Below are 19,637 nucleotides of genomic sequence, written 5' to 3'. Positions count from 1 at the left end.
TGAAACAAAAGTAAAAGCTCCCAAGAAATTCATCTTGGGAGCTTTTTTGAAACTAGAAACTAACTAATTATTAATTCGTTGTATCTGGAATTAGAACACCATCAAGTACATGGATAACTCCGTTAATGGCTTGAACATCGACAGCATCAATACCAATACCGGTATTTCCAGCACCATCGGTTACATCAGCAATATTATCATCTGTGCCAGGCAGGTTGATTGTGATATCATCACCTTCAAGGGTGGTAGCAGAAATGCCGTCGGATAAATCACCAGAACGTACATTAGCCCCTGCGACTACGTGATGTTGCAAGATTGGAATCAAATCAGTTTCGCCTGGAATAGCAGGAAGTGCTTCAAAGGCGGCATTGGTTGGAGCAAAGACCGTGAATGGGTCGGCACCATCTCCATTTTGGGCAGACAACACACTCACAAAATCTGTACTTGGAGTAAGCTCTGTCAACGCTTGAACCAAAGTGGAAAAATTAGGGTCTGCAACAGCGAAGGTTACTACTGTAGGTAAGTCAATTACGGCATCCACGGCATGAATCACCCCGTTGGTGGCTACAATATCGGCAATAACAACAGTACTCACGCCATTTAAAGTAACTCCATCATCGGTATTGATATAAAGACTTAAGTTCTCATCTGTGTCGAATTCCGCAGCGGTATTCACGTAGGAGTTCATCAATCCTGTTGAGAAGGCAGATGCACCCACCACCACATGATTGGCCAAAATGGCATTGATATCATTGGAATTTGGATTTGTAAATGCAGCGAAGGCATCATTGACAGGAGCAAACACGGTAAACTCTTCTTCAGCATTGGACAGAAGGTCAGTGAATGTTGTGTTGCCTCCATCGGTCAAGGCAGCCACCAAAGAAGTCAGACTTGGATTGGCCACAGCATGATCTACAATGTTTGGTAAATCTATTACAGCGTCAACCACATGAACCACTCCATTTAGAGCTTTCACATCAGGTGTCACTACGGATGAAACTCCATTGAAAGTAACCCCATCAGAAGTATCGAAAAATATGCTCATATTTTCATCTCCTGCTCCAGTGGCCAAGGTTGATGTATATCCAGACCCTAGACCTTGCAAATCGGTGCTGTAGACCTCGCCTGAAATTACGTGGTTCAATAATACTTGGGTCAATACCTCGGTTGGAATGTCACCTAAGGAAGCACCATCCAAGAAGGTTTCAAAAGCGGCATCAGTTGGAGCCAAAACCGTAAAAGGTCCATCGCCTCTCAAAACCGTTGGCAAATCGCCATCAGCAGCAACAAGGGCTGCCACCAAATTTTCCAGATTTTCGTTGCCCATCGCCAAATCTGTGATAGGAACAAGGATGATATCCGCCAATTCATCAAGAATGGCTTGTGGAAGAAGTACCTTATCTATAATATGTACCACTCCATTGGAGGTCTCCACATTTGCGGTAGTTACTTGGGCATCCGTATCGGTGGCATCATCAATAAAAACGCCTCCAGTAGTACTTACGGTCAAAGAAGAACCTTGAAGCGTGGTAAGGGTTTGGCCATCGCTCAAGTCAGAGGACATGGCCGCTGCTCCAGGCACCATGTGATAGGTTAGAATTACTGCTAAGAGGTCTTGAAGTTCTTGGGAACTAAAATCATCTAGCGAATCAAATCCGTCCAACTGTGCCAATAAATCAGCAAAGGCTTGGTTGGTTGGAGCAAAAACGGTGAAAGGACCCTCACCGCTCAGTGCGGTGATTAAATCGTTGTTGGTACTTTCATCTGCTTTTTGAAGGGCAGCCACCAATGAGCTTAAATCTGCAGTTGCTTGGGCTGCTTCAACAATGTTTACGGTGACTTCTGGTGGGGGGTCCATTCCATCATCATCATCCGAGCATGAAGCAAAAATGAGTAAGAAGGGTAACAGGGTTCGTCCGGTTATTCTAAGTAAAGTTTTCATGTGACTGTTGTTTAAAATGTTTAACAATTTCATTATAAAGTTAAACAACAAAAGTTTTGTTTAAGAATTATTTTAAAAAGTTTAACAAAATACGTGACTTTTCTTAAAACTGGGTAGATGAGATGGACAGAAGGGCAGAAGAGAAATTTATAAACGTATTTTTTACGTTAAATAAGAAAGAAGTTAGGATGTTCTTAAATTTTTACGATATTTATGAGCACCGTAAATCGATTCCTATTTATAAGGAATGGTTGAAAATGGCAATCAACACACATTTCGGAGATTATCCGTGATAAGGAAATGACATATTGATTCATCAAGAATCAAAATAAAACAGGCTTAAAGGGTTGCCACCCTTAAGCTTTTTTTGTTGTTATTAAGCTTCTTGAGAGGGTCGTTGGTCTAAAAATTAGGGATTCTAAATTGAAATTTGTGAATATTCATCGTTCACCCAAAAACACACATGTAACTGTGCTGTACAGAATTTAGATTCTGCTGGTTTTTGGAAATGGTAAAGAGTTTAATCAGTGTTAAATAACAGCTTGAAACACAATGCAGATAATTGAAAATTCAACGGTCTACGATGCTATTATAGTGGGATCGGGAGCAGGGGGAGGTATGGCCACAAAGGTTTTGGCCGATGCAGGCCTCAAAGTGGCCGTGGTAGAAGCAGGTCCGTTTTTTGACCCCGCAGACCCAGAACAACGAACCCAGTTACGATGGCCGTATGAATCCCCAAGGAGGGGAGCAGGAACTGTTAGGCCTTTTGGCGATTTTGATGCCGCCTATGGCGGATGGGAGATTGAGGGCGAACCCTACACTCACAAGGATGGAACAAAGTTTGACTGGTTTCGTTCGCACATGTTGGGTGGGCGTACCAACCACTGGGGACGTATTTCCCTGCGGTTTGGCCCAGATGATTTTAAACACAAAAGCCTTGATGGCTATGGAGAGGATTGGCCTATTAGCTATGATGATGTAAGTCCATACTATGACAAAGTCGACAAATTGATAGGAGTCTTTGGAACAAAGGAGGGACTTCATAATGATCCTGATGGATTTTTCCTTCCACCACCCAAACCAAGACTGCACGAATTATTCTATATAAAAGGAGCTAAAAAATCCGGGGTGCCTGTATATCCATCCCGATTGTCCATGCTCACCAAAAGAATAAATAATGATAGGGGCGTTTGTTTCTATTGCGGACAATGCTCTAGGGCTTGTCAAGTGTATGCCGATTTTTCCGCAGGAACTTGTTTGGTGTTTCCCGCTCAAAAGAATGGGGGACAGGTTGACCTTTTTGTCAATTGCGTTGTGCGCGAAGTCACTACGGATGATGAAGGTAGGGCAACAGGGGTATCCTATATCAACAAAGAGGATAGACGGGAATACCAACTGAAAGGAAAAGTTGTGATTTTGGGCGCTTCGGCTTGTAGTTCAGCTCGAATCCTACTGAATTCAAAAAGCCCACAGCATCCTAATGGATTGGGGAACAGCAGTGACAATGTAGGTAGATATTTACATGATTCCACAGGTGCCGACCGAATGGCCTTCGTACCTGATTTAATGAACCGAAAAGTATCCTACAATGAAGATGGCGTAGGAGGAATGCACGTGTATTCGCCATGGTGGGGTGACAACTCCAAGTTGGATTTCCCAAGAGGATATCACATTGAAATTTGGGGAGGAATGGGAATGCCAAGCTACGGTTTTGGATTCAATGTAAATGAATTCAATAAATTCTTTGGAACCAAAGTTGGAGGTTATGGCGACATGCTTCGAAGCGATGCCAAAAAATATTATGGGGCACTGGTCGGACTCAGTGGTCGTGGTGAATCCATCGCCCTGCGTGACAACTACTGCGAAATCGACCCAAATACGGTGGATGAGTGGGGTATTCCCGTGCTTCGCTTCCATTATAAGTGGTCTGATAATGAACGGAATCAGGCGAAGCACATGCAAGATACTTTTGAGGAAATCTTGGTCAACTTGGGCGGCGAGCCTGTTGGTGACAAGCCAGGAAAGGATGTGGATTACGGTCTTCATGTTCCCGGACGAATCATCCATGAAGTGGGAACCACGCGAATGGGAGATGACCCAAAGACCTCAGTGACGAATAAATATCAGCAGTTACATGATGTGGACAATGTTTTTGTAGTGGATGCAGGACCGTTCACCTCGCAAGCTGATAAGAACTGTACGTGGACCATTTTGGCCCTCTCTTGGAGAGCATCAGATTATATTGTAGATCAATTGAAAAAGCAAAATCTATAGGCAATGGATAGAAGGAAAAGTTTAAAATCGATTGTATTGGGCTCCGTGGCTGGAGGACTGGCACTCAATGGATGCAAGCCAGGAACTGAAGAAGTCATTGATGAAAAGGCCATTGAGAGTTCCGCAGTTAAATGGCGTACCGAGAGGGAGAATGAGGAAGTTGCCAAACTGTATGAAGAACAGTTTTTTACCAATTATGAAATTGCTACCATGACCGTTCTCTGTGATTTGATCTTGCCTGGAAGTTCTGAATTTAAAAGTGCTTCCGATGCCGATGTGGTTTCTTTCATAGATTTTATGGCCAAGGATTTGCCTGAAATGCAAACCGATTTAAGGGGAGGTATCATGTGGCTGGACCATAAGAGCAATACTGATTTTAAGGTGGAGTTTAAATCTGCTACGGAGGAACAGCAAAAGTCCATTTTGGATGAAATAGCTTTTTACGACCCAGAAGTGCCTGAGAGTGAAAGACCATTTGAAGTCAATTTTTTCTCCTTGGTTCGAAATCTCACCATGACCGGTTTTTACACCTCAAAAATTGGAATCGAGGAATTGGGTTACAAAGGAAATATGCCCAATGTATGGGATGGAGTTCCTGATGATGTTCTCGAACAACATGGGGTCTCCTACGACCCAGAGTGGATTGCCAAATGTGTGGATCAGAGCAAACGAAACGACATTGCAGAATGGGATGACGATATGAATCTGATTACGTAATCCAATAGCAGAAATATAAAATAAAGCTTGCCCTACATGGCAAGCTTTTTTATTCTAGTCCGGTTTTGTTTCCTGTAGTAGAAATGGAACGGTCCAAAATATTGGCCTTAACGTCTTCCAGATAGCTTCTTCCGATAACGTAGCGTTTACCCGCTATCTCAACACTATTGCCTTCCAAAGCGTCAATTTTGTCGATGGAAACGGTGTGCGACCTGTGAATTCGGATAAATTTATCGCTGGAAAGCTCTTCTGTAAAGGCACTCAAGGTTTTGTGCACGATATGATTGCCTTTTGTGGTAATTATTTTGATATAATCTTTTAGGCTTTCCACAAGGATAATCTCATCCAAGTAGATTTTTTTCATCTTCTTTTTGTCAACCTTCACAAAAATGTGGTCACGGGTAGTATCCCATTTTGGGTGGTCCTTGCATTTAGCAATGGCCTTGTTCACCGCCTTTATGAACCTCGGTAGGGAAATGGGCTTTACCAAATAGTCCAAAACTTCTTGGTCAAAGCCTTTGGCCGCATGTTCTGCATGGGCGGAGGTGATAATGACCATAGGCTTTTCATCCAAGCTGTCAAGAAAGCTGAATCCGTCAATAATAGGCATGTTCACGTCCAAAAAAAGCAGGTCGGGTTTGTTCTCCCGCAAATAGGCAAGGCTGTCAATGGCATTGTTGAAAACGGCCATTTCCTCCAATTCCTTGATTTGTTCAATATAATTCTGGATGACTTTTACCGCCAACGGCTCATCATCAATAATCACACATTTTATATTCATCTGAGTTTGAGCTTTAAGTTCACAATATATTCATCCAGTTCCTCATGTATGTCGAGTTTGTACTCATCTTCACCATACCTCAATTTTAATCTTTTCTCGACATTCAAAAGCCCTATGCCCCCAGCATACTTTTCTTTGCTGTTTAGGTGGTTTTTTGGTTTGGTATTGCTGATACCAAAGTAAAGAAACTTTTCCTCAATCAGAACTTTTATACTTATCCTGACCTTGCCAATATTCTGGTTGGCCCCATGTTTAAAGGCGTTTTCAATGAATTGTACCAAAAGCATTGGTGCAATTTTTTTCCCTTTGGGATCTCCGGTTACCTCAAACTCAAGTTTAAGGTTATCGGTATACCGAATTTTTTCAAGATCTAAGTAGTTTTTTATGAAAATCAATTCTTTGCGTAGACTTTGATTCTTGTCCTTGGTCTCATAAAGTACGTAACGCATCAAGTCCGATAATTTAATGATGGTATCTGGGGTTTTATCGGATTTCTCTAGGCTAAGGGAATAAATATTATTGAGTGTGTTAAAGAAAAAATGCGGTGAAATTTGTGCCCGCAAAAACCGAAGTTCTGTTTCCAATTGTTCTTTTTCCAATCGGGCCGCCCTTCCAGTTTCCCTGAGCCAATCAATGGTCAATTTTATGGAAGCCACAAAGGTGATCACATAGAGTTCACCCAGCATCATCACTATAGTGTAATTTAACGTAAGGCTATGTGTTTCAGGGCCTTCAGGCCAAACATCCTCCCTTATCAAGAAATAGGTAAGGAGGTATTTAATGACTACCATTACAAAAATGGAGGAAAATAGAACAAGAACAAAAGCAATGATTTTTCGCTTAAAAATAAAGCGGGGTATCAAATAGTATATGGTGAAATAGGTAAGGAAAATATGGATTGGAAATCCCAAAAGATTGGATTTCAAGGAATAGAGGTAATCATTAAAATAGCTGCCCCATCGTAAGAAATTGAAGGTAAAATAGATAAGCCAGAATATGATATGGTGTACCGTGGTAATTTTGAACTGCGTGGCGGCATTTACCAAGAATCTATTCTTGACTTGTTTCTGTAGTTGCATCTGGCTAATGATTACATTTTTTGAACATTTGGCTTCCCTTAGCTGTCATTGGTCTAATAAAGCGCATAAATCCGGATGAAATTAGGAATTTTTACAAATAACTAAATATGGAATGGATTTATAACCGTTTAGTTCGGCTTCAAATGTAACTAAAGCAAAGTTCATGAATCGTTAATATTGAATTCGGTCCAATGTCAAAAATGTTTCAAATAGTGGTGTTGTGTTTGTGTATGGCAAACGTGGTTTCCTGTGCTGGTCAGCAAAAGGAAACACCCCGATCCATTATTGTCTACAAGACCAATGAACCGATTACGATTGATGGATTAGCGAATGAGTCCGCTTGGGGCAAGGCAGAGGTTTCCAAGGATTTTATCGATATAGAAGGCGTAAAAATCCCAAAGTACAAAACCAATATGCGGATGTTATGGGATGAAACTTACCTGTACTTTTTTGCTGAATTGGAAGAACCCCATGTTTGGGCGACCCTAAAACAACGTGATACCGTCATTTTCTATAATAATGATTTTGAAATTTTCATAGACCCCGATGGCGATACCCATAATTATTATGAGTTTGAAATGAATGCCCTAAATACCATTTGGGATTTGTTTATCGTAAAGCCCTACCGGGAAAATGCGCCTGTTGTTGACAGCTGGGACATTTTGGGATTGAAATCAGCAGTACACGTGAAGGGTACTTTGAATGATGCTTCTGACACGGATACCAGTTGGAGCGTTGAAGTGGCCATGCCCTGGGAAGTATTAAAGGAGGGTAGTGGGAGGAATGCCATACCAGAAGGGGATTTTTGGCGAATCAATTTTTCGAGGGTGAATTGGGATTTTGACCTTGTTGATGGAAAATATTTCAGAAAAAAGGACGCAAACGGGAAATATCTCCCTGAATATAATTGGGTATGGTCTCCACAAGGGGTCATCAATATGCACGAACCCGAACATTGGGGTTATGCTTATTTTTCATCCAACATTGCGGGAGAGAAGGACCATTTCACCATTCCTGAAGATGAACAGATTCGCTGGATGCTTTACCGTTATTATCGAGGGCAAAAAAAATATCGTGCTGAACATGGTTCGTGGGCAACGAGTTTGGAGAAACTTGGATTGGAGCCTGTCTTGAAAGATGGTACCCAACTGGACCTTGATATGGAATTACATCGGATGGGGTGGTCCATTCAGGTAAAGAGCCCATTCACAGGAAAGACCTACTCCATTGTGGAAGATGGAAAATATCAACAAGTAAAATAAGGTGTAGTGAGAATATCCCAAATCGTCATAGTACTTCTAGCTTTAGCCGCGGTTTCCTGCATGGATAATATAGGTTTAAAGCCCAATGCCAAAATTGTGGGTAAGGGCGAAAAGGAGTTGGCTTATTGGGTCTGTATTTCCGCGGATTCAAGTAAGAAGGATGCCTACTACATTGAAGAGTTTAAAAAATACAAGACCCAAGGATTGCATATTATTTTGGTGGAAAACGGAAAGGATTCTGTTTTTGTGGAACATTTGGTGGTTTTGGCAGAAACTGAGGGCGTGGAGGTCCACACTGCGTTCAATGTTCCTAACATGAATCCTGATACTTTACAGGAGGCCATTGAACAGGCCAAAAAAAATGGAGCTAAAAAAGCCATCTTTTTTGATCAAACGGCACTGTCCAAAAAATAGCGGAACACTTTCTTACTCATTTGTCCAAAACTTGGATTGCTTCATCAGGTCTTTGTTGCATTTTTTTCGGCCAAACTTTAAATTGGTTTAAAATCCAATAACAAAAACAGGCTTATTTTATCTATTTCCTTTTTTGGTCGTCATTCGTTTTGCTTTCAGCAAACAAAACCTCCCTTCGGCTTTTCACGTTTGTTGTTGGTCGAATTTTTTTCTCCAATACCCAACAATTGGGGACTTTCACTACATACGTTAACTTTAAATTAACGTATTTCTTAATTACTAACGATCAAATAAACTAACATGATTCAAAAACTTAAGTATGTATTTGTTTTTGCGATTATGATCTCCATTCAAGGAGTCATGGCGCAAGCAATTACCGGAACGGTTTCTGACGAAGCTGGCACACCGTTACCTGGGGTCAACATTGTTGAAAAAGGAACCAGTAATGGGGTTACTTCCGATTTCGATGGGAACTACAGTATTACAGTGTCCGGTAGCAATGCCACTCTGGTATTTTCCTATTTGGGTTACCAGACCATTGAAATTCCTGTTTCGGGAAGATCAACGATTGATTTAACTTTACTGGAGGACACGCAACTTCTAGACGAGGTGGTGGTAACCGCTTTAGGTATCAGTCGGGAGAAAAAATCACTGGGTTACGCAGTAACCGAGGTGGAATCGGAGCAAATTAACACAGTAAAAGACTACAACGTGGCCAACTCCTTGGTAGGTAAGGTTGCAGGTTTGGTGGTCAACCAATCCGGTGGTGTGGGTTCCAGTTCAAGGATTGTACTTCGTGGTAACAATTCCATTACCGGGAACAACCAAGCACTTATCGTCGTGGATGGTATTCCAATTGATATGTCTGATACCGAATCTGGAGGTAGCGTTTACAGTAGTAGCGTAACTGGTGGTGGTATTACCGACCTTAACCCAGAAGATATCGAATCAGTATCGGTATTGAAGGGACCTAACGCAGCGGCCCTTTACGGTTCTAGAGCAGCCAGTGGGGTGCTTTTGATCACTACCAAAAAAGGAAGCAAAGGAAGAGGCCTTGGCGTTTCCTTCAATTCAAACGTAACCTTGGAAAACCCAATGTTCTTACCTGATTTTCAGAATCAGTACGGACAAGGTACCAATGGAGCGCCTTATCCTGATGTTGCAGGTATGGGAACTTCCTCTTGGGGTGCTAGAATGGATGGTTCACAACAAATCTATTTTAACGGAGAGCAAAAAGCATACTCGCCACAGCCCAACAATGTTGAGAATTATTTTGAAACTGGCGAAAAGTTGATCAACTCTGTATCCGTTGATAAAGGAGGTGAGGATTACAGCATGCGTTTTTCATATACCAATAACCATACAACATCCATCATCCCAAATTCCAAATTGAACAGTCACAACTTCAACTTGAGAACGTTGGTGGACATTTCTGACAAGTTGAGTTTTGATGGAAAGGCAACTTTTTTCACCCAAGACTTGAACAACAGGGTAAATTTAGGTTCTGAAGGGGTTTTGGGCTATGTCTATTACATGCCTAGAAGTGTTGATGTAAACGACCTTAAGACCTACCAAATGGATAGTCCTTCATTATATGATCCAAGTAATGGAATCAGTGAATATGATGTGATCAGCTATTCTGGTAGTGGAAAAAGTATTGGTAACCCCTACTGGATTCAGTATGAAGATATCAACGACCAAAGACGTGACCGTTTCATCGGTTTTGGTAAAGTAAACTATGAATTCAACGATTGGTTGTCCGCTTTCATTAGAGTTGGTGGTGACGTAACCAATGTAAGAACCGATTTAATTAATCCTGTTGGACATCACTTCAACAGATACGGACGTGTTGAGTTCAAAACGGACAAGTTCACCGAAATGAACTCTGACTTCTTGATCACAGCTACTAAAGATTTTGGAGAGAAACTTAATGTTTCTGCAAATGTGGGTGGTAACCTATCCAAGCGTACTGCCGAAAGAATGAGTGTGGTGGGGTCACAATTTAAGATTCCAACCCGTGCTTTGTTGGCCAACACCAACATTCAATCCAGCACACATACTCCAATGGAAACTAAAAAGGTGAACTCTTTGTATGGTTCCGTATCCTTGGGTTATGACAATTTTATGTATTTGGATTTAACAGCAAGAAACGACTGGTCATCCACATTGGCGGCTGACAATCGTTCTTATTTTTATCCTTCTGCGAGTTTTGCGGTACTATTGGATAGATTCATTGATCCTGAAAGAAGCGTAGTGGATATGTTCAAATTGAGAACCAGCTGGGCCGAAGTAGGTAACGATACCGGTGTTTACCAGTTGTACCAAACTTTTGATGTACCACAACAAGGTTATTTGGGATTGACCACTTTAAGTGCACCTAACATCAGATACAACGAAGATTTGAAACCTGAAAGCGTAAAATCCATCGAATTTGGTGCTGAAGGACGCTTTTTCAAAAATCGTTTGTATTTCGACTTCTCCATGTATAACATTACGACCAATGACATGATTTATGATTTGCCTGTGGCAGCCGCTACCGGATTTAACTTCTACAAATCAAACATTGGTGAGGTACAGAACAAAGGTGTGGAACTGTTGATTGGAGGTATGCCTGTGAGAACCGAAAATTTCTCTTGGGATGTTTCCTTTAACTTCTCCAAAAACAAGAACACGGTGAATTCCTTGATCGAAGGTTTGGATGGTACCATCCTAAACACCACCAACTCCGGTAACGTAGCTATCGCAGCAAACGTAGGTGGAGGTATCGGTGACATTTACGGTACAGTTTGGGCCACAGATGATGCTGGTAATAGGTTGGTAAATGCCGAAGGTATTCCATTGGCATCTTCTGAAAGAGAACTTTTAGGAAATGCACAACCCGATTGGATTGGTGGTCTTACCAACACCATTTCATACAAAAATGTTTCCCTTCGATTCTTGATTGATGGACGTGTAGGTGGTGAGATTTATTCTGTAACTTCTGCAAGCCTAGATGGAGCCGGTGTTTCAGAAAGAAGCTTGGAATTCAGGGACGGAGGAGTTGTGGTTGATGCCATTAACTCTGGTACCGGTTCAGCAAATACGGAAGCAATTACAGCCCAAGAATACTGGGGTGCTATGTCTGGCATTGCTGAAAACTATGTATATGAGCAAACCAACGTAAGATTAAGGGAATTTGCATTGACCTATAACTTTAGCAGTGACTTGGTTAAGAAAGTTGGTCTTAATTCTGCATCCTTAGGATTGATTGGAAGAAACTTGTTCTTCCTTTACAAAAAAGCAGATGATATTGATCCAGACGCCACTTTAGGTACTGGACTGAACGGACAGGGTATTTCCATTAACAATGTACCCACGGTCAGGAGCCTTGGTTTGAACCTTAATCTGAAATTATAAAAAAATGATGATGAAAAAAGAAATAATGAAAATAGGATTGGCAGTTGCCTCCCTATTGTTCGCAATAAGTTGTTCCGATTTTGACGATATCAATGTAAAGCCAAATGCCTTTACATCTGACGAGGTCAGTGCCAAATATTTTGTGACAGAAACACAAATTAGATTATATGCACCGGACAGGTTCCCCTATTGGAGGGCTCAATTGATCCATTGGGATCGTTTTGCAGGTCAGTTCTGCTTTGGATTCAATGGTAGCTGGTGGACCGATGGTCTAGGATACAGTTATGATTCTGGATATACCGATGCCGCCTACGATTATTTGTCAGGTTATGTAAGTAGCCTAAGTGCCTTCATGAACTTTGTTGGAGAAGGTGGTGAGCTTGAAAATCAAAACTATTATGCAATAGGATTGATCATGAAGGGACTGTATTATCAAACCTATACCGATGTATTTGGAATGGTTCCTTATTCTGAGGCACTAAATCCAGAGATCATTACACCAGCCTATGATACGCAAGCTGCTATCTACCAAGGTGTGATTGCCGAGTTGGATGAAGCCATGACTATTATTGGAGATGCTAGTGCTACTGGTGAAGGTGTAGAGCTTTTGGCTGAGAATGACCTTTTCTTCGGAGGAGATTTGCAACAGTGGAAGAAATTGGCCAACAGTCTTAAATTAAGAATGGCACTAAGAGCCCAAGGAGCTCCAGGAGCTGACTTTGCCACTGCTGCTATTAATGAAGCTTTGGCCGGTGACCTTTTGGTAGCAGATACCGACAATGCCTTAATGGAAAAGGATACCGAAATTTCACAGTGGTCCAACGCTGCCTATGGCGATGTTTGGCACAACTTCGGTGTTGGTTCCAACTGGACGGTAGGTAAGACTTTGGTGGATTACCTTCAAGCCAACAATGATCCAAGATTACCCATGTACGCACAACCTATTGATGGTGGTGAAGTGGTTTTCACAGAACCTGTTGAAGGTGAAGGTGTAGCTCTTTTTGGTAAACACGTAGATTTTATCTTGGAACAATTGGATAATGCTGGTGTAAGCTACACTAGAGTGGATGGCACCAACGGAGATGGATTGGCCACTGTTACTATCGATGTAGCAACTGATACACCGTATTATGTTGGACAACCCACTCGTTTAAATGGGTTGATTTACACCCATGTAAAAGAAGCGCTTTTCTCAAGACCAGCTCCGATTATTATCAATGCCAAAAACCAAGGGAACGATATTTTCCCTGAGATTGTTTTCACTGCGGCAGAAGGTAACTTCTTGCAAGCCGAAGCGATTGTAAAAGGTTTGGCTACCGGTGATGCTCAAACATTCTATCAAGAAGGTATCAGACAAGCCATGCGAATTTGGAATGTTGACGATGCTGCTATCGAAACTTTCATCAGTACAGAAAACATGGCATTACTTGATGGTTCTGCTGACGAAAATCTTGAAAAGATAAGCATCCAAAGATGGATTGCCGCTTTCACTGATGGAGCAGAAGCTTGGGCCATTGTTAGGGATAGTGGATATCCTTCGGAATTGGCTGCAGGAGTTTCCGATTATGACCTATACAGTGCAGGAACGCTTAACGGTGCATACCCACAAAGAATGCGTTACGGTACCAATGCATACAATACCAACGGCCCAAATACAGAAGCTGCAAATGCCGCTCAAGGAGCCGATATGCAAGGAACTACGCTTTGGTTTGCACAATAAGCCAAAGATGTTATGGAATCAATCCGTTGGGATTACTTCATAATTTGAGTTAGTTTATTTTGAGTTAATTAAGGTAAAGGAAGAGCTGCTCTTCCTTTACTTTTTTATAGGCCTTAAATTTATCCAAATTGATGTGCCATATTTGTTGTACTTTACTTTTCTAACCTAATTCCGATTTTAACTTAGACTATTATGATATCATTAAATACGTGGGATATACTCATCATCTTTGGCTTTTTTGCCATCACTTTGGGTATTGGACTGTATGTTTCCAAAAGTTCGGGAAAAGACAGTTCCGAATTCTTTCTCTCCGGTAAATCCATGCCTTGGTGGCTGTTGGGGATATCCATGGTGGCGACTACATTCTCCACAGATACGCCCAATCTGGTCACGGATATTGTCCGAACCAACGGGGTGTCGGGAAACTGGGTTTGGTGGGCCTTTTTACTAACAGGACTCCTTACCGTTTTTATCTATGCCCGACTTTGGAGAAAATCCAACGTCAATACTGACCTTGAATTTTATGAATTGCGCTACGGTGGAAAACCTGCCCGTTTTTTAAGAGGTTTTCGGTCTATATATTTAGGGGTCATCTTTAATGTTATTACCATGTCCGCCGTAACGCTGGCTGCCATAAAGATTGGTGGTATCATGCTTGGGTTGGAGCCTTGGCAGACCGTCGTCAGTGCTGGACTTATTACCGTTATTTTTAGTGCCGTTGGTGGATTCAAAGGAGTGGTCTATACCGATTTCCTTTTGTTCTTTGTGGCCATGGGTGGTGCCATTGGTGCGGCATACTACCTAGTCAATATCCCAGAAGTAGGAGGTTTGGAAGCGTTGCTGTCCAACGAAAATGTAAAGGCAAAACTGGATATTTTACCAGATACCAGCAATACCAAAACCTTGATAACCCTATTGATTATTCCACTGGCAGTACAATGGTGGAGTTCTTGGTATCCGGGTTCAGAGCCAGGTGGTGGTGGGTATATTGCCCAGCGTATGTTGTCTGCAAAGAATGAAAAGCACGCTATCGGCGCTACCTTCTTTTTCAATATTATGCACTATGCTATGCGTCCTTGGCCTTGGATTTTGGTTGCGCTTGCGTCCCTGGTGGTATTCCCAGATTTGGAAAGTTTACAACAGGCTTTTCCTATCGTAGCCGATGATAAACTGGGTCATGATTTGGCGTATTCTGCCATGTTGACGAAGCTACCGTCTGGATTGTTAGGATTGGTTTTGGCTTCGCTGGTAGCCGCGTATATGTCAACCATTTCAACGCAGCTTAACTGGGGCTCCTCGTACATTGTTTATGATTTTTACAAGCAACGGGTCAATCCTAATGCTTCTGAAAAACGATTGGTGGCCGTTGGGCGGATTTCCACCGTTGGTCTAATGATTCTGAGCGCCCTTTTGGCATTGCTGTTGCAAAATGCCCTTCAATTGTTTGAGGTACTGCTCGTATTTGGTGCGGGTACCGGCCTGATTTTTATCTTAAGATGGTTTTGGTGGCGTATTAATGCGTGGAGTGAGATTACGGCCATGTTTGTTTCAGGAATATTATCATTACTGTTTAAGTTGACTCCATTGGGTGATTATTTGTTCGCCACGGAAATAGGTATTCTGCCCGACTGGATGGAGTATCCAACAGTAGTATTGATCACTACAGCCGCTTGGTTGATTGCAACCTACAGCACAGCTCCAGAAAGCAACGAAGTATTGAACAGTTTTTACAAAAAGATTAATCCAGGTGGCCCAGGCTGGAAAAAAATTGTGGAAGAGGCTAGGGCAGAGGGCACCGAACTGGACAATGGCGAAAAATGGAGTGTGCCCAGTGGTATTCAAGCTATGTTGTATGGTACTGTTTTAATCTACAGTTTGCTGTTTGCTACCGGATATTGGATTTATGGTCGATGGACAGGAGCCCTGATATTGACCGCAGTGGCTATACTTTCAGGTTCCGTGTTAATTCTAAAATGGAGACAGATTAAAGCCACGATTACCTAGTAGAAAATTGACTGATAAATGTAGAGTTGGCCCAAAGGTGTGTTAGTCTTCCATCATGTAGATTTCCGCAGCTTTTTGGGCCACTTTTATTCGTACCCCTGAAGAATTACTTCGTCCATAAGCCGCTTTTGTCTTAAAAACCAATACCGTTTCAATAGCGGGATAGACCGTAATATTTTGTCCCATGGCTCCTTTGGCGGAATACGCTCCTTCAAACCGAGGGTCTTTAACATCTTGCCACAACCACCACATGTAACCATAGCCGTAGTTTACCCCCGTTCCTTGAAAAACGGGGACATTTTTGTTCAGTTCTTTATGGGAGGTTCGGGATTTCAACATTTCATCGACCCATGCTTCACTGATGACCTGTACATCTTTCCATTTTCCTTTATTGAGCATCAACAACCCCAATCGAGCCATATCACGGGTTGAAAACCACATAGGGTAAGCCAAGTATTTAGAGATGGAAGTATTTCCCTCTTTATGCTGTAAGGAACGGTCCCAATCTTGCATGTGCAAGGGATTTACAAGTTGTCGCTCTACCTCGTCATAGATGTTCTTTCCGGTTTCTTGCTCGAAAATGTATCCGGCCACATTAAAATCCCAGTTGCTGTATAACCAATAGGACCCAGGTTGAACGGAACCGCGTTTAGGTGCATATTCTTGCATTCCGCCCCCGTATCCTTCGGGGTGGTACACTCCGGAACGTGCAGAAATAATATCCCGCACAGTAGCCGCTTGCTCAATGGGAAGTATGCCTTCAACATCATCTATGCCTAGTTCCTTGATAGTTTTGTCAAGTCGGATAGAACCATCTTCGACATACTGACCGTACAGCATAGATAGCACACTTTTTCGGATTGAGGCGATGTAACTAAGTTCCTCAACATCCCCGTAGTCGAACACCACCTTGCCTTTATGGATTATCATCAATCCCGTAATTTTTGTGCTGTCCACCAAATACTCATGAAAGGCTTCCGCTTTTGGATTGTTCCATGCTTTGGCTTCGGTTTCTGAGGCCCAATGCCAGACCCGGTCTGGGAAAACCTGCGCTTTTACAGCATAAAAACTAAGGAGAAAAGCTAGCGAGAAAAGTATTGGAATTGATTTCATGTCATTCTGTTTTTACAAACCAAAGGTTGCGAGCTCTACCATTGGAAATCCACACTCCAGAGACGTTGCCATTTTCACGTTTAAACTTTAGAACATCCAATGGATATTCGCCCACCAGTAAACCCTCAAATTTTTGCTTTAATTCCAATTCTCCGTGCCGGATATGATAGGCAAATAACTTTCCTTCCCTGTAAAAAATGGAATAGGAAGTGTGAATCTCCGGACTGTAGTAAGCTCCGATATATTCTTTTGCAGACTCCTCAGTAAGTGGTTGCTCAATGAACTTTTTGAAAATCTTGGTTTTTCTATTATACGGACGATAAATGAATTGTCCATTGCTGAATTCCAATCGAGTACCATTTTGCGGGTCCAAAGCTTCAAATAGATTTTCTTTTATGGGTAGAAATGGTGTTTTCGACGCCCCAAGAAAAAGGGTATCCCCTTTTATTTCGACTTTTTCTTCCTCATAAGTGGTATGCTCCCAATAATCTCCCGCATAGGAATCCATACGACTTTTGGAAACCTTTGCCACCTCCAAATGTTTGTGATAATTGGGCTTTCCAAAAAGAATCCCCGCAATTTGGTTCGATTTATCACCTGGATTAGCCGAAGAAAAATTGGTAATGATGGCAATGCTGGTTTTTTCATCGGGAAATACCGCTGCATTGGACCGAAAACCACCAATAGAACCGCCATGGGTCACTCTTTTTTTGCCGTATAAAGTATCCACATTGACTCCGAAGGCATATTCACTAAAACTACCATCATTCAGAAGGTCTAAAGTCAACATAGTTTCAAAGGCCTTTTCCCAACCGGATAGAGGTTGATAATAATTTTTGAGGTATTTCAGTAGGTCGTTCGTGGTCGTATGCATATTTCCAGACCCGATATAGCCCCAATATTCCGCGGCACGTACGAAACCCTCTTTTTTGGAATAATAGGAGGTTGCATTGTTGGGAACAATCGCGTCATAGTCCGGTTCCACATAAGTGTCATTCATTCCCAGCGGCTCAAAAACATCCTCCTTCATATAATCCACAAATTTTTTGCCCGTTACTTTTTCAATAATATTGGCCAAGAACATATATCCAGTGTTGCAATACATGTATTCGGAGCCAGGCTCAAAATTTAATTCAGTTTGCATGGGTATGATTCGGTCCAAATCGGCATTGGTCCTTGAGTCATCGTTTCGCCATCCAGCCAAGGCAAAAAGGGCATGCAGACTTCGGAGTCCACTGGTGTGGTGCATCATCTGCCGGATAGTGATTTGTTTTCCGAAATCAGGTAGACCACCAATGTACTTATCTATGGTATCATCCACAGAAAGTTTTCCCTGAAGATGCAGCAATACAATCCCCAAAGCACTGAACTGCTTGGAGACAGAGGCCACATTGAATTGGGTTCCCGGTGTATTGGGAATAGTATACTCCAGACTTGCCAAACCATATGCTTTTGAAAAAACAATGCTGTCCCCCTTCATGACGGCCACAGCTCCTCCTGGATGGTTGGGTTGGTTCCATTCCAGAAAAAGGCTGTCAATTTGAGCGATATTGTCCAACTGGGCCGAAACAAGACTTGCATATAGAAAAGCAAGGCAAAAGGATAGCCTGAATATTTTTCTTTTCATGTTTTATTTTTCTAATCCTGCTTGGGCCAATGTGATCAATAACGCCAATTGAATGGATTCAGCACCAGTCTCATCATTCATATACCATTCATGAAGGGAGTGTGCTCCTCCTCCTTGTCCACCACGGCCAATACAAATGGAAGGAATTCCTTTGGAAACCGGAATATTGATGTTGGTGGAACCCCTTCCCAACGAAGGTTCTACGCCAAAATACTGGGTAGCTGCCATCGCTCGCTGAATCAAGGGTAGGGTAGCGGGAAGCTCGCCGGAAGGGCGATCACCGATTTGCTCCAATTCATAAGTCACCTCTCCTTTAACTCCACTGGCATTGTATTCGGCAATGGCTTTTTCCACGGATTTTTTGAAAATAGCTTCAATTTCATCCAGATTGATTGGGCTGAGGGCACGCATGTCAATCTCTGCCCAAGATTCGAAGGGAATGGAATTGACCGAAGTTCCGCCACCAATTCGACCAACGTTGAAACTTGTTTTGGGAATGTCGCCAGAGGTGTAAGCCCAAGCATCTTTCGAAAAGACATCGATAGCCTTACCGAGGGCATGATGGGGATTGGCGAGGCCAAAATCGCCCCACGAATGTCCACCTTTTCCACTGATGACCAATTTGTAACGTTTGGAGCCCAATCCAGCATTGCTGATTCTACCGATACTGCCTCCATCAATGGCAATCCAAGAATCGATGTTAAGTCCTGATTCGTTGAACATGTATTTCATGCCACGAAGGTCACCGAGTCCTTCTTCGCCTACAGTGCCAACGATGAGTAAATCTTTTTCAGTTTTGATGTCCGCTTTGTTCATGGCCTTGAGCATACTGATGAGCATGGTAAGTCCACGGGTATCGTCTCCAATACCGGGAGCTTTCAAGGTATCACCCACTTTGGTGACGGTAACATCGGTTCCTTCAGGGAAAACCACATCCAAATGGGCATCTACACCTACATAACCAGGCGCTCCCGAAGTACCTTTCCGTAAACCAATCACGTTGCCCACTTTATCCGTCCAAATGCTGTCGATACCTGCATCCATGAGCATGGAAGCAAAGACCTTCCCTCGCTTATCTTCCCCGAAGGGTGGTGCAAGTACCTCAGTCAAGGTGACCAAATCTTTCATGGTCTGGTCTTCTTGTTCCGTAATTAGGGAAAAGGCGGTTTGTACCTTTTTGGCCTTGGCCAACTTGTCAATTTCTTTGGTATACTTTTTATCAATTTCTGGACTTTCCTGGGCAGAACTCAGGTTTGAAAATAGGAAAGTGGCCAATACAAGGCCCGTAAAAATGTGTTTCATAACTAA

13 protein-coding genes are annotated in these 19,637 nt (G+C 42.4%); 7 read left to right on the top strand and 6 right to left on the bottom strand.

The annotated features are described in order from the left end of the window. Positions 1–70 precede the first annotated feature (70 nt). The gene (locus tag ACFSJE_RS03960) at positions 71–1,942 is read right to left on the bottom strand and encodes a fasciclin domain-containing protein (protein ID WP_379829681.1); all 1,872 of its coding nucleotides are present in this window, start codon (positions 1,940–1,942) and stop codon (positions 71–73) included. A 552-nt stretch (positions 1,943–2,494) separates the two neighbouring features. Between ACFSJE_RS03960 and ACFSJE_RS03955 the strand changes: the two genes are divergently transcribed. Both ACFSJE_RS03955 and ACFSJE_RS03950 read left to right on the top strand, forming a co-directional pair. Continuing rightward, a complete protein-coding gene (locus ACFSJE_RS03955) occupies positions 2,495–4,216 on the top strand; it encodes a GMC family oxidoreductase (protein ID WP_379829680.1) in 1,722 nt (573 codons plus the stop codon). A gap of 3 nt (positions 4,217–4,219) precedes the next feature. Next, the gene (locus tag ACFSJE_RS03950; protein WP_379829679.1) at positions 4,220–4,933 is read left to right on the top strand and encodes a gluconate 2-dehydrogenase subunit 3 family protein; all 714 of its coding nucleotides are present in this window, start codon (positions 4,220–4,222) and stop codon (positions 4,931–4,933) included. A gap of 49 nt (positions 4,934–4,982) precedes the next feature. On the opposite strand, the gene ACFSJE_RS03945 is transcribed toward ACFSJE_RS03950, so the two are convergent. Both ACFSJE_RS03945 and ACFSJE_RS03940 read right to left on the bottom strand, forming a co-directional pair. Then, positions 4,983–5,714 (bottom strand): LytR/AlgR family response regulator transcription factor, encoded by a 732-nt coding sequence (locus tag ACFSJE_RS03945; RefSeq protein WP_379829678.1) that lies wholly within the window; start codon positions 5,712–5,714, stop codon positions 4,983–4,985. After that, positions 5,711–6,793, bottom strand: coding sequence for a sensor histidine kinase (locus ACFSJE_RS03940; protein ID WP_379829677.1), 1,083 nt, complete (start codon positions 6,791–6,793; stop codon positions 5,711–5,713). The genes ACFSJE_RS03945 and ACFSJE_RS03940 overlap by 4 nt, the downstream gene beginning before the upstream one ends. A 191-nt stretch (positions 6,794–6,984) precedes the next feature. On the opposite strand from ACFSJE_RS03940, the gene ACFSJE_RS03935 reads away from it, so the two are divergent. The 5 genes from ACFSJE_RS03935 to ACFSJE_RS03915 all read left to right on the top strand — a co-directional run bounded on the left by ACFSJE_RS03935 (position 6,985) and on the right by ACFSJE_RS03915 (position 15,589). Next, positions 6,985–8,055 (top strand): carbohydrate-binding family 9-like protein, encoded by a 1,071-nt coding sequence (locus ACFSJE_RS03935; protein ID WP_379829676.1) that lies wholly within the window; start codon positions 6,985–6,987, stop codon positions 8,053–8,055. Between the two features lie 6 nt (positions 8,056–8,061). Then, on the top strand, positions 8,062–8,469 hold the full coding sequence (locus tag ACFSJE_RS03930; RefSeq protein ID WP_379829675.1) for a hypothetical protein: 408 nt from the start codon (positions 8,062–8,064) through the stop codon (positions 8,467–8,469). 300 nt (positions 8,470–8,769) lie between these two features. Then, positions 8,770–11,865, top strand: a complete 3,096-nt coding sequence (locus ACFSJE_RS03925; protein ID WP_379829674.1) for a SusC/RagA family TonB-linked outer membrane protein — start codon at positions 8,770–8,772, stop codon at positions 11,863–11,865. A gap of 10 nt (positions 11,866–11,875) precedes the next feature. After that, positions 11,876–13,585 carry a SusD/RagB family nutrient-binding outer membrane lipoprotein gene (locus ACFSJE_RS03920; protein WP_379829673.1) on the top strand — a complete coding sequence of 570 codons (1,710 nt, stop codon included), beginning with the start codon at positions 11,876–11,878 and terminating at the stop codon, positions 13,583–13,585. Between the two features lie 192 nt (positions 13,586–13,777). Further along, positions 13,778–15,589 carry a sodium:solute symporter family protein gene (locus ACFSJE_RS03915; RefSeq protein WP_379829672.1) on the top strand — a complete coding sequence of 604 codons (1,812 nt, stop codon included), beginning with the start codon at positions 13,778–13,780 and terminating at the stop codon, positions 15,587–15,589. Positions 15,590–15,631: 42 nt separating this feature from the next. On the opposite strand, the gene ACFSJE_RS03910 is transcribed toward ACFSJE_RS03915, so the two are convergent. From ACFSJE_RS03910 to ACFSJE_RS03900, 3 genes are read right to left on the bottom strand one after another with little or no spacing between them, the layout of a single operon-like run. After that, positions 15,632–16,702, bottom strand: a complete 1,071-nt coding sequence (locus tag ACFSJE_RS03910; RefSeq protein WP_379829671.1) for a serine hydrolase domain-containing protein — start codon at positions 16,700–16,702, stop codon at positions 15,632–15,634. 1 nt (position 16,703) lies between these two features. After that, positions 16,704–18,329 (bottom strand): serine hydrolase domain-containing protein, encoded by a 1,626-nt coding sequence (locus ACFSJE_RS03905; protein WP_379829670.1) that lies wholly within the window; start codon positions 18,327–18,329, stop codon positions 16,704–16,706. A 3-nt stretch (positions 18,330–18,332) separates the two neighbouring features. After that, positions 18,333–19,631 carry a M20/M25/M40 family metallo-hydrolase gene (locus ACFSJE_RS03900; RefSeq protein WP_379829669.1) on the bottom strand — a complete coding sequence of 433 codons (1,299 nt, stop codon included), beginning with the start codon at positions 19,629–19,631 and terminating at the stop codon, positions 18,333–18,335. Between the last annotated feature and the right edge of the window lie 6 nt (positions 19,632–19,637).

The organism is Flagellimonas iocasae, from assembly GCF_042682725.1.
GTDB lineage: Bacteria > Bacteroidota > Bacteroidia > Flavobacteriales > Flavobacteriaceae > Flagellimonas > Flagellimonas iocasae.
This window is presented reverse-complemented; position numbering and strand designations above follow the sequence as displayed.

Excerpts from the sequence above, each read along its gene's own strand:
- ACFSJE_RS03960 (WP_379829681.1), bottom strand. The coding sequence starts at position 1,942 with ATGAAAACTTTACTTAGAATAACCGGACGAACCCTGTTACCCTTCTTA.
- ACFSJE_RS03955 (WP_379829680.1), top strand. The coding sequence starts at position 2,495 with ATGCAGATAATTGAAAATTCAACGGTCTACGATGCTATTATAGTGGGA.
- ACFSJE_RS03950 (WP_379829679.1), top strand. The coding sequence starts at position 4,220 with ATGGATAGAAGGAAAAGTTTAAAATCGATTGTATTGGGCTCCGTGGCT.
- ACFSJE_RS03945 (WP_379829678.1), bottom strand. The coding sequence starts at position 5,714 with ATGAATATAAAATGTGTGATTATTGATGATGAGCCGTTGGCGGTAAAA.
- ACFSJE_RS03940 (WP_379829677.1), bottom strand. The coding sequence starts at position 6,793 with ATGCAACTACAGAAACAAGTCAAGAATAGATTCTTGGTAAATGCCGCC.
- ACFSJE_RS03935 (WP_379829676.1), top strand. The coding sequence starts at position 6,985 with ATGTCAAAAATGTTTCAAATAGTGGTGTTGTGTTTGTGTATGGCAAAC.
- ACFSJE_RS03925 (WP_379829674.1), top strand. The coding sequence starts at position 8,770 with ATGATTCAAAAACTTAAGTATGTATTTGTTTTTGCGATTATGATCTCC.
- ACFSJE_RS03920 (WP_379829673.1), top strand. The coding sequence starts at position 11,876 with ATGAAAAAAGAAATAATGAAAATAGGATTGGCAGTTGCCTCCCTATTG.
- ACFSJE_RS03915 (WP_379829672.1), top strand. The coding sequence starts at position 13,778 with ATGATATCATTAAATACGTGGGATATACTCATCATCTTTGGCTTTTTT.
- ACFSJE_RS03910 (WP_379829671.1), bottom strand. The coding sequence starts at position 16,702 with ATGAAATCAATTCCAATACTTTTCTCGCTAGCTTTTCTCCTTAGTTTT.
- ACFSJE_RS03905 (WP_379829670.1), bottom strand. The coding sequence starts at position 18,329 with ATGAAAAGAAAAATATTCAGGCTATCCTTTTGCCTTGCTTTTCTATAT.
- ACFSJE_RS03900 (WP_379829669.1), bottom strand. The coding sequence starts at position 19,631 with ATGAAACACATTTTTACGGGCCTTGTATTGGCCACTTTCCTATTTTCA.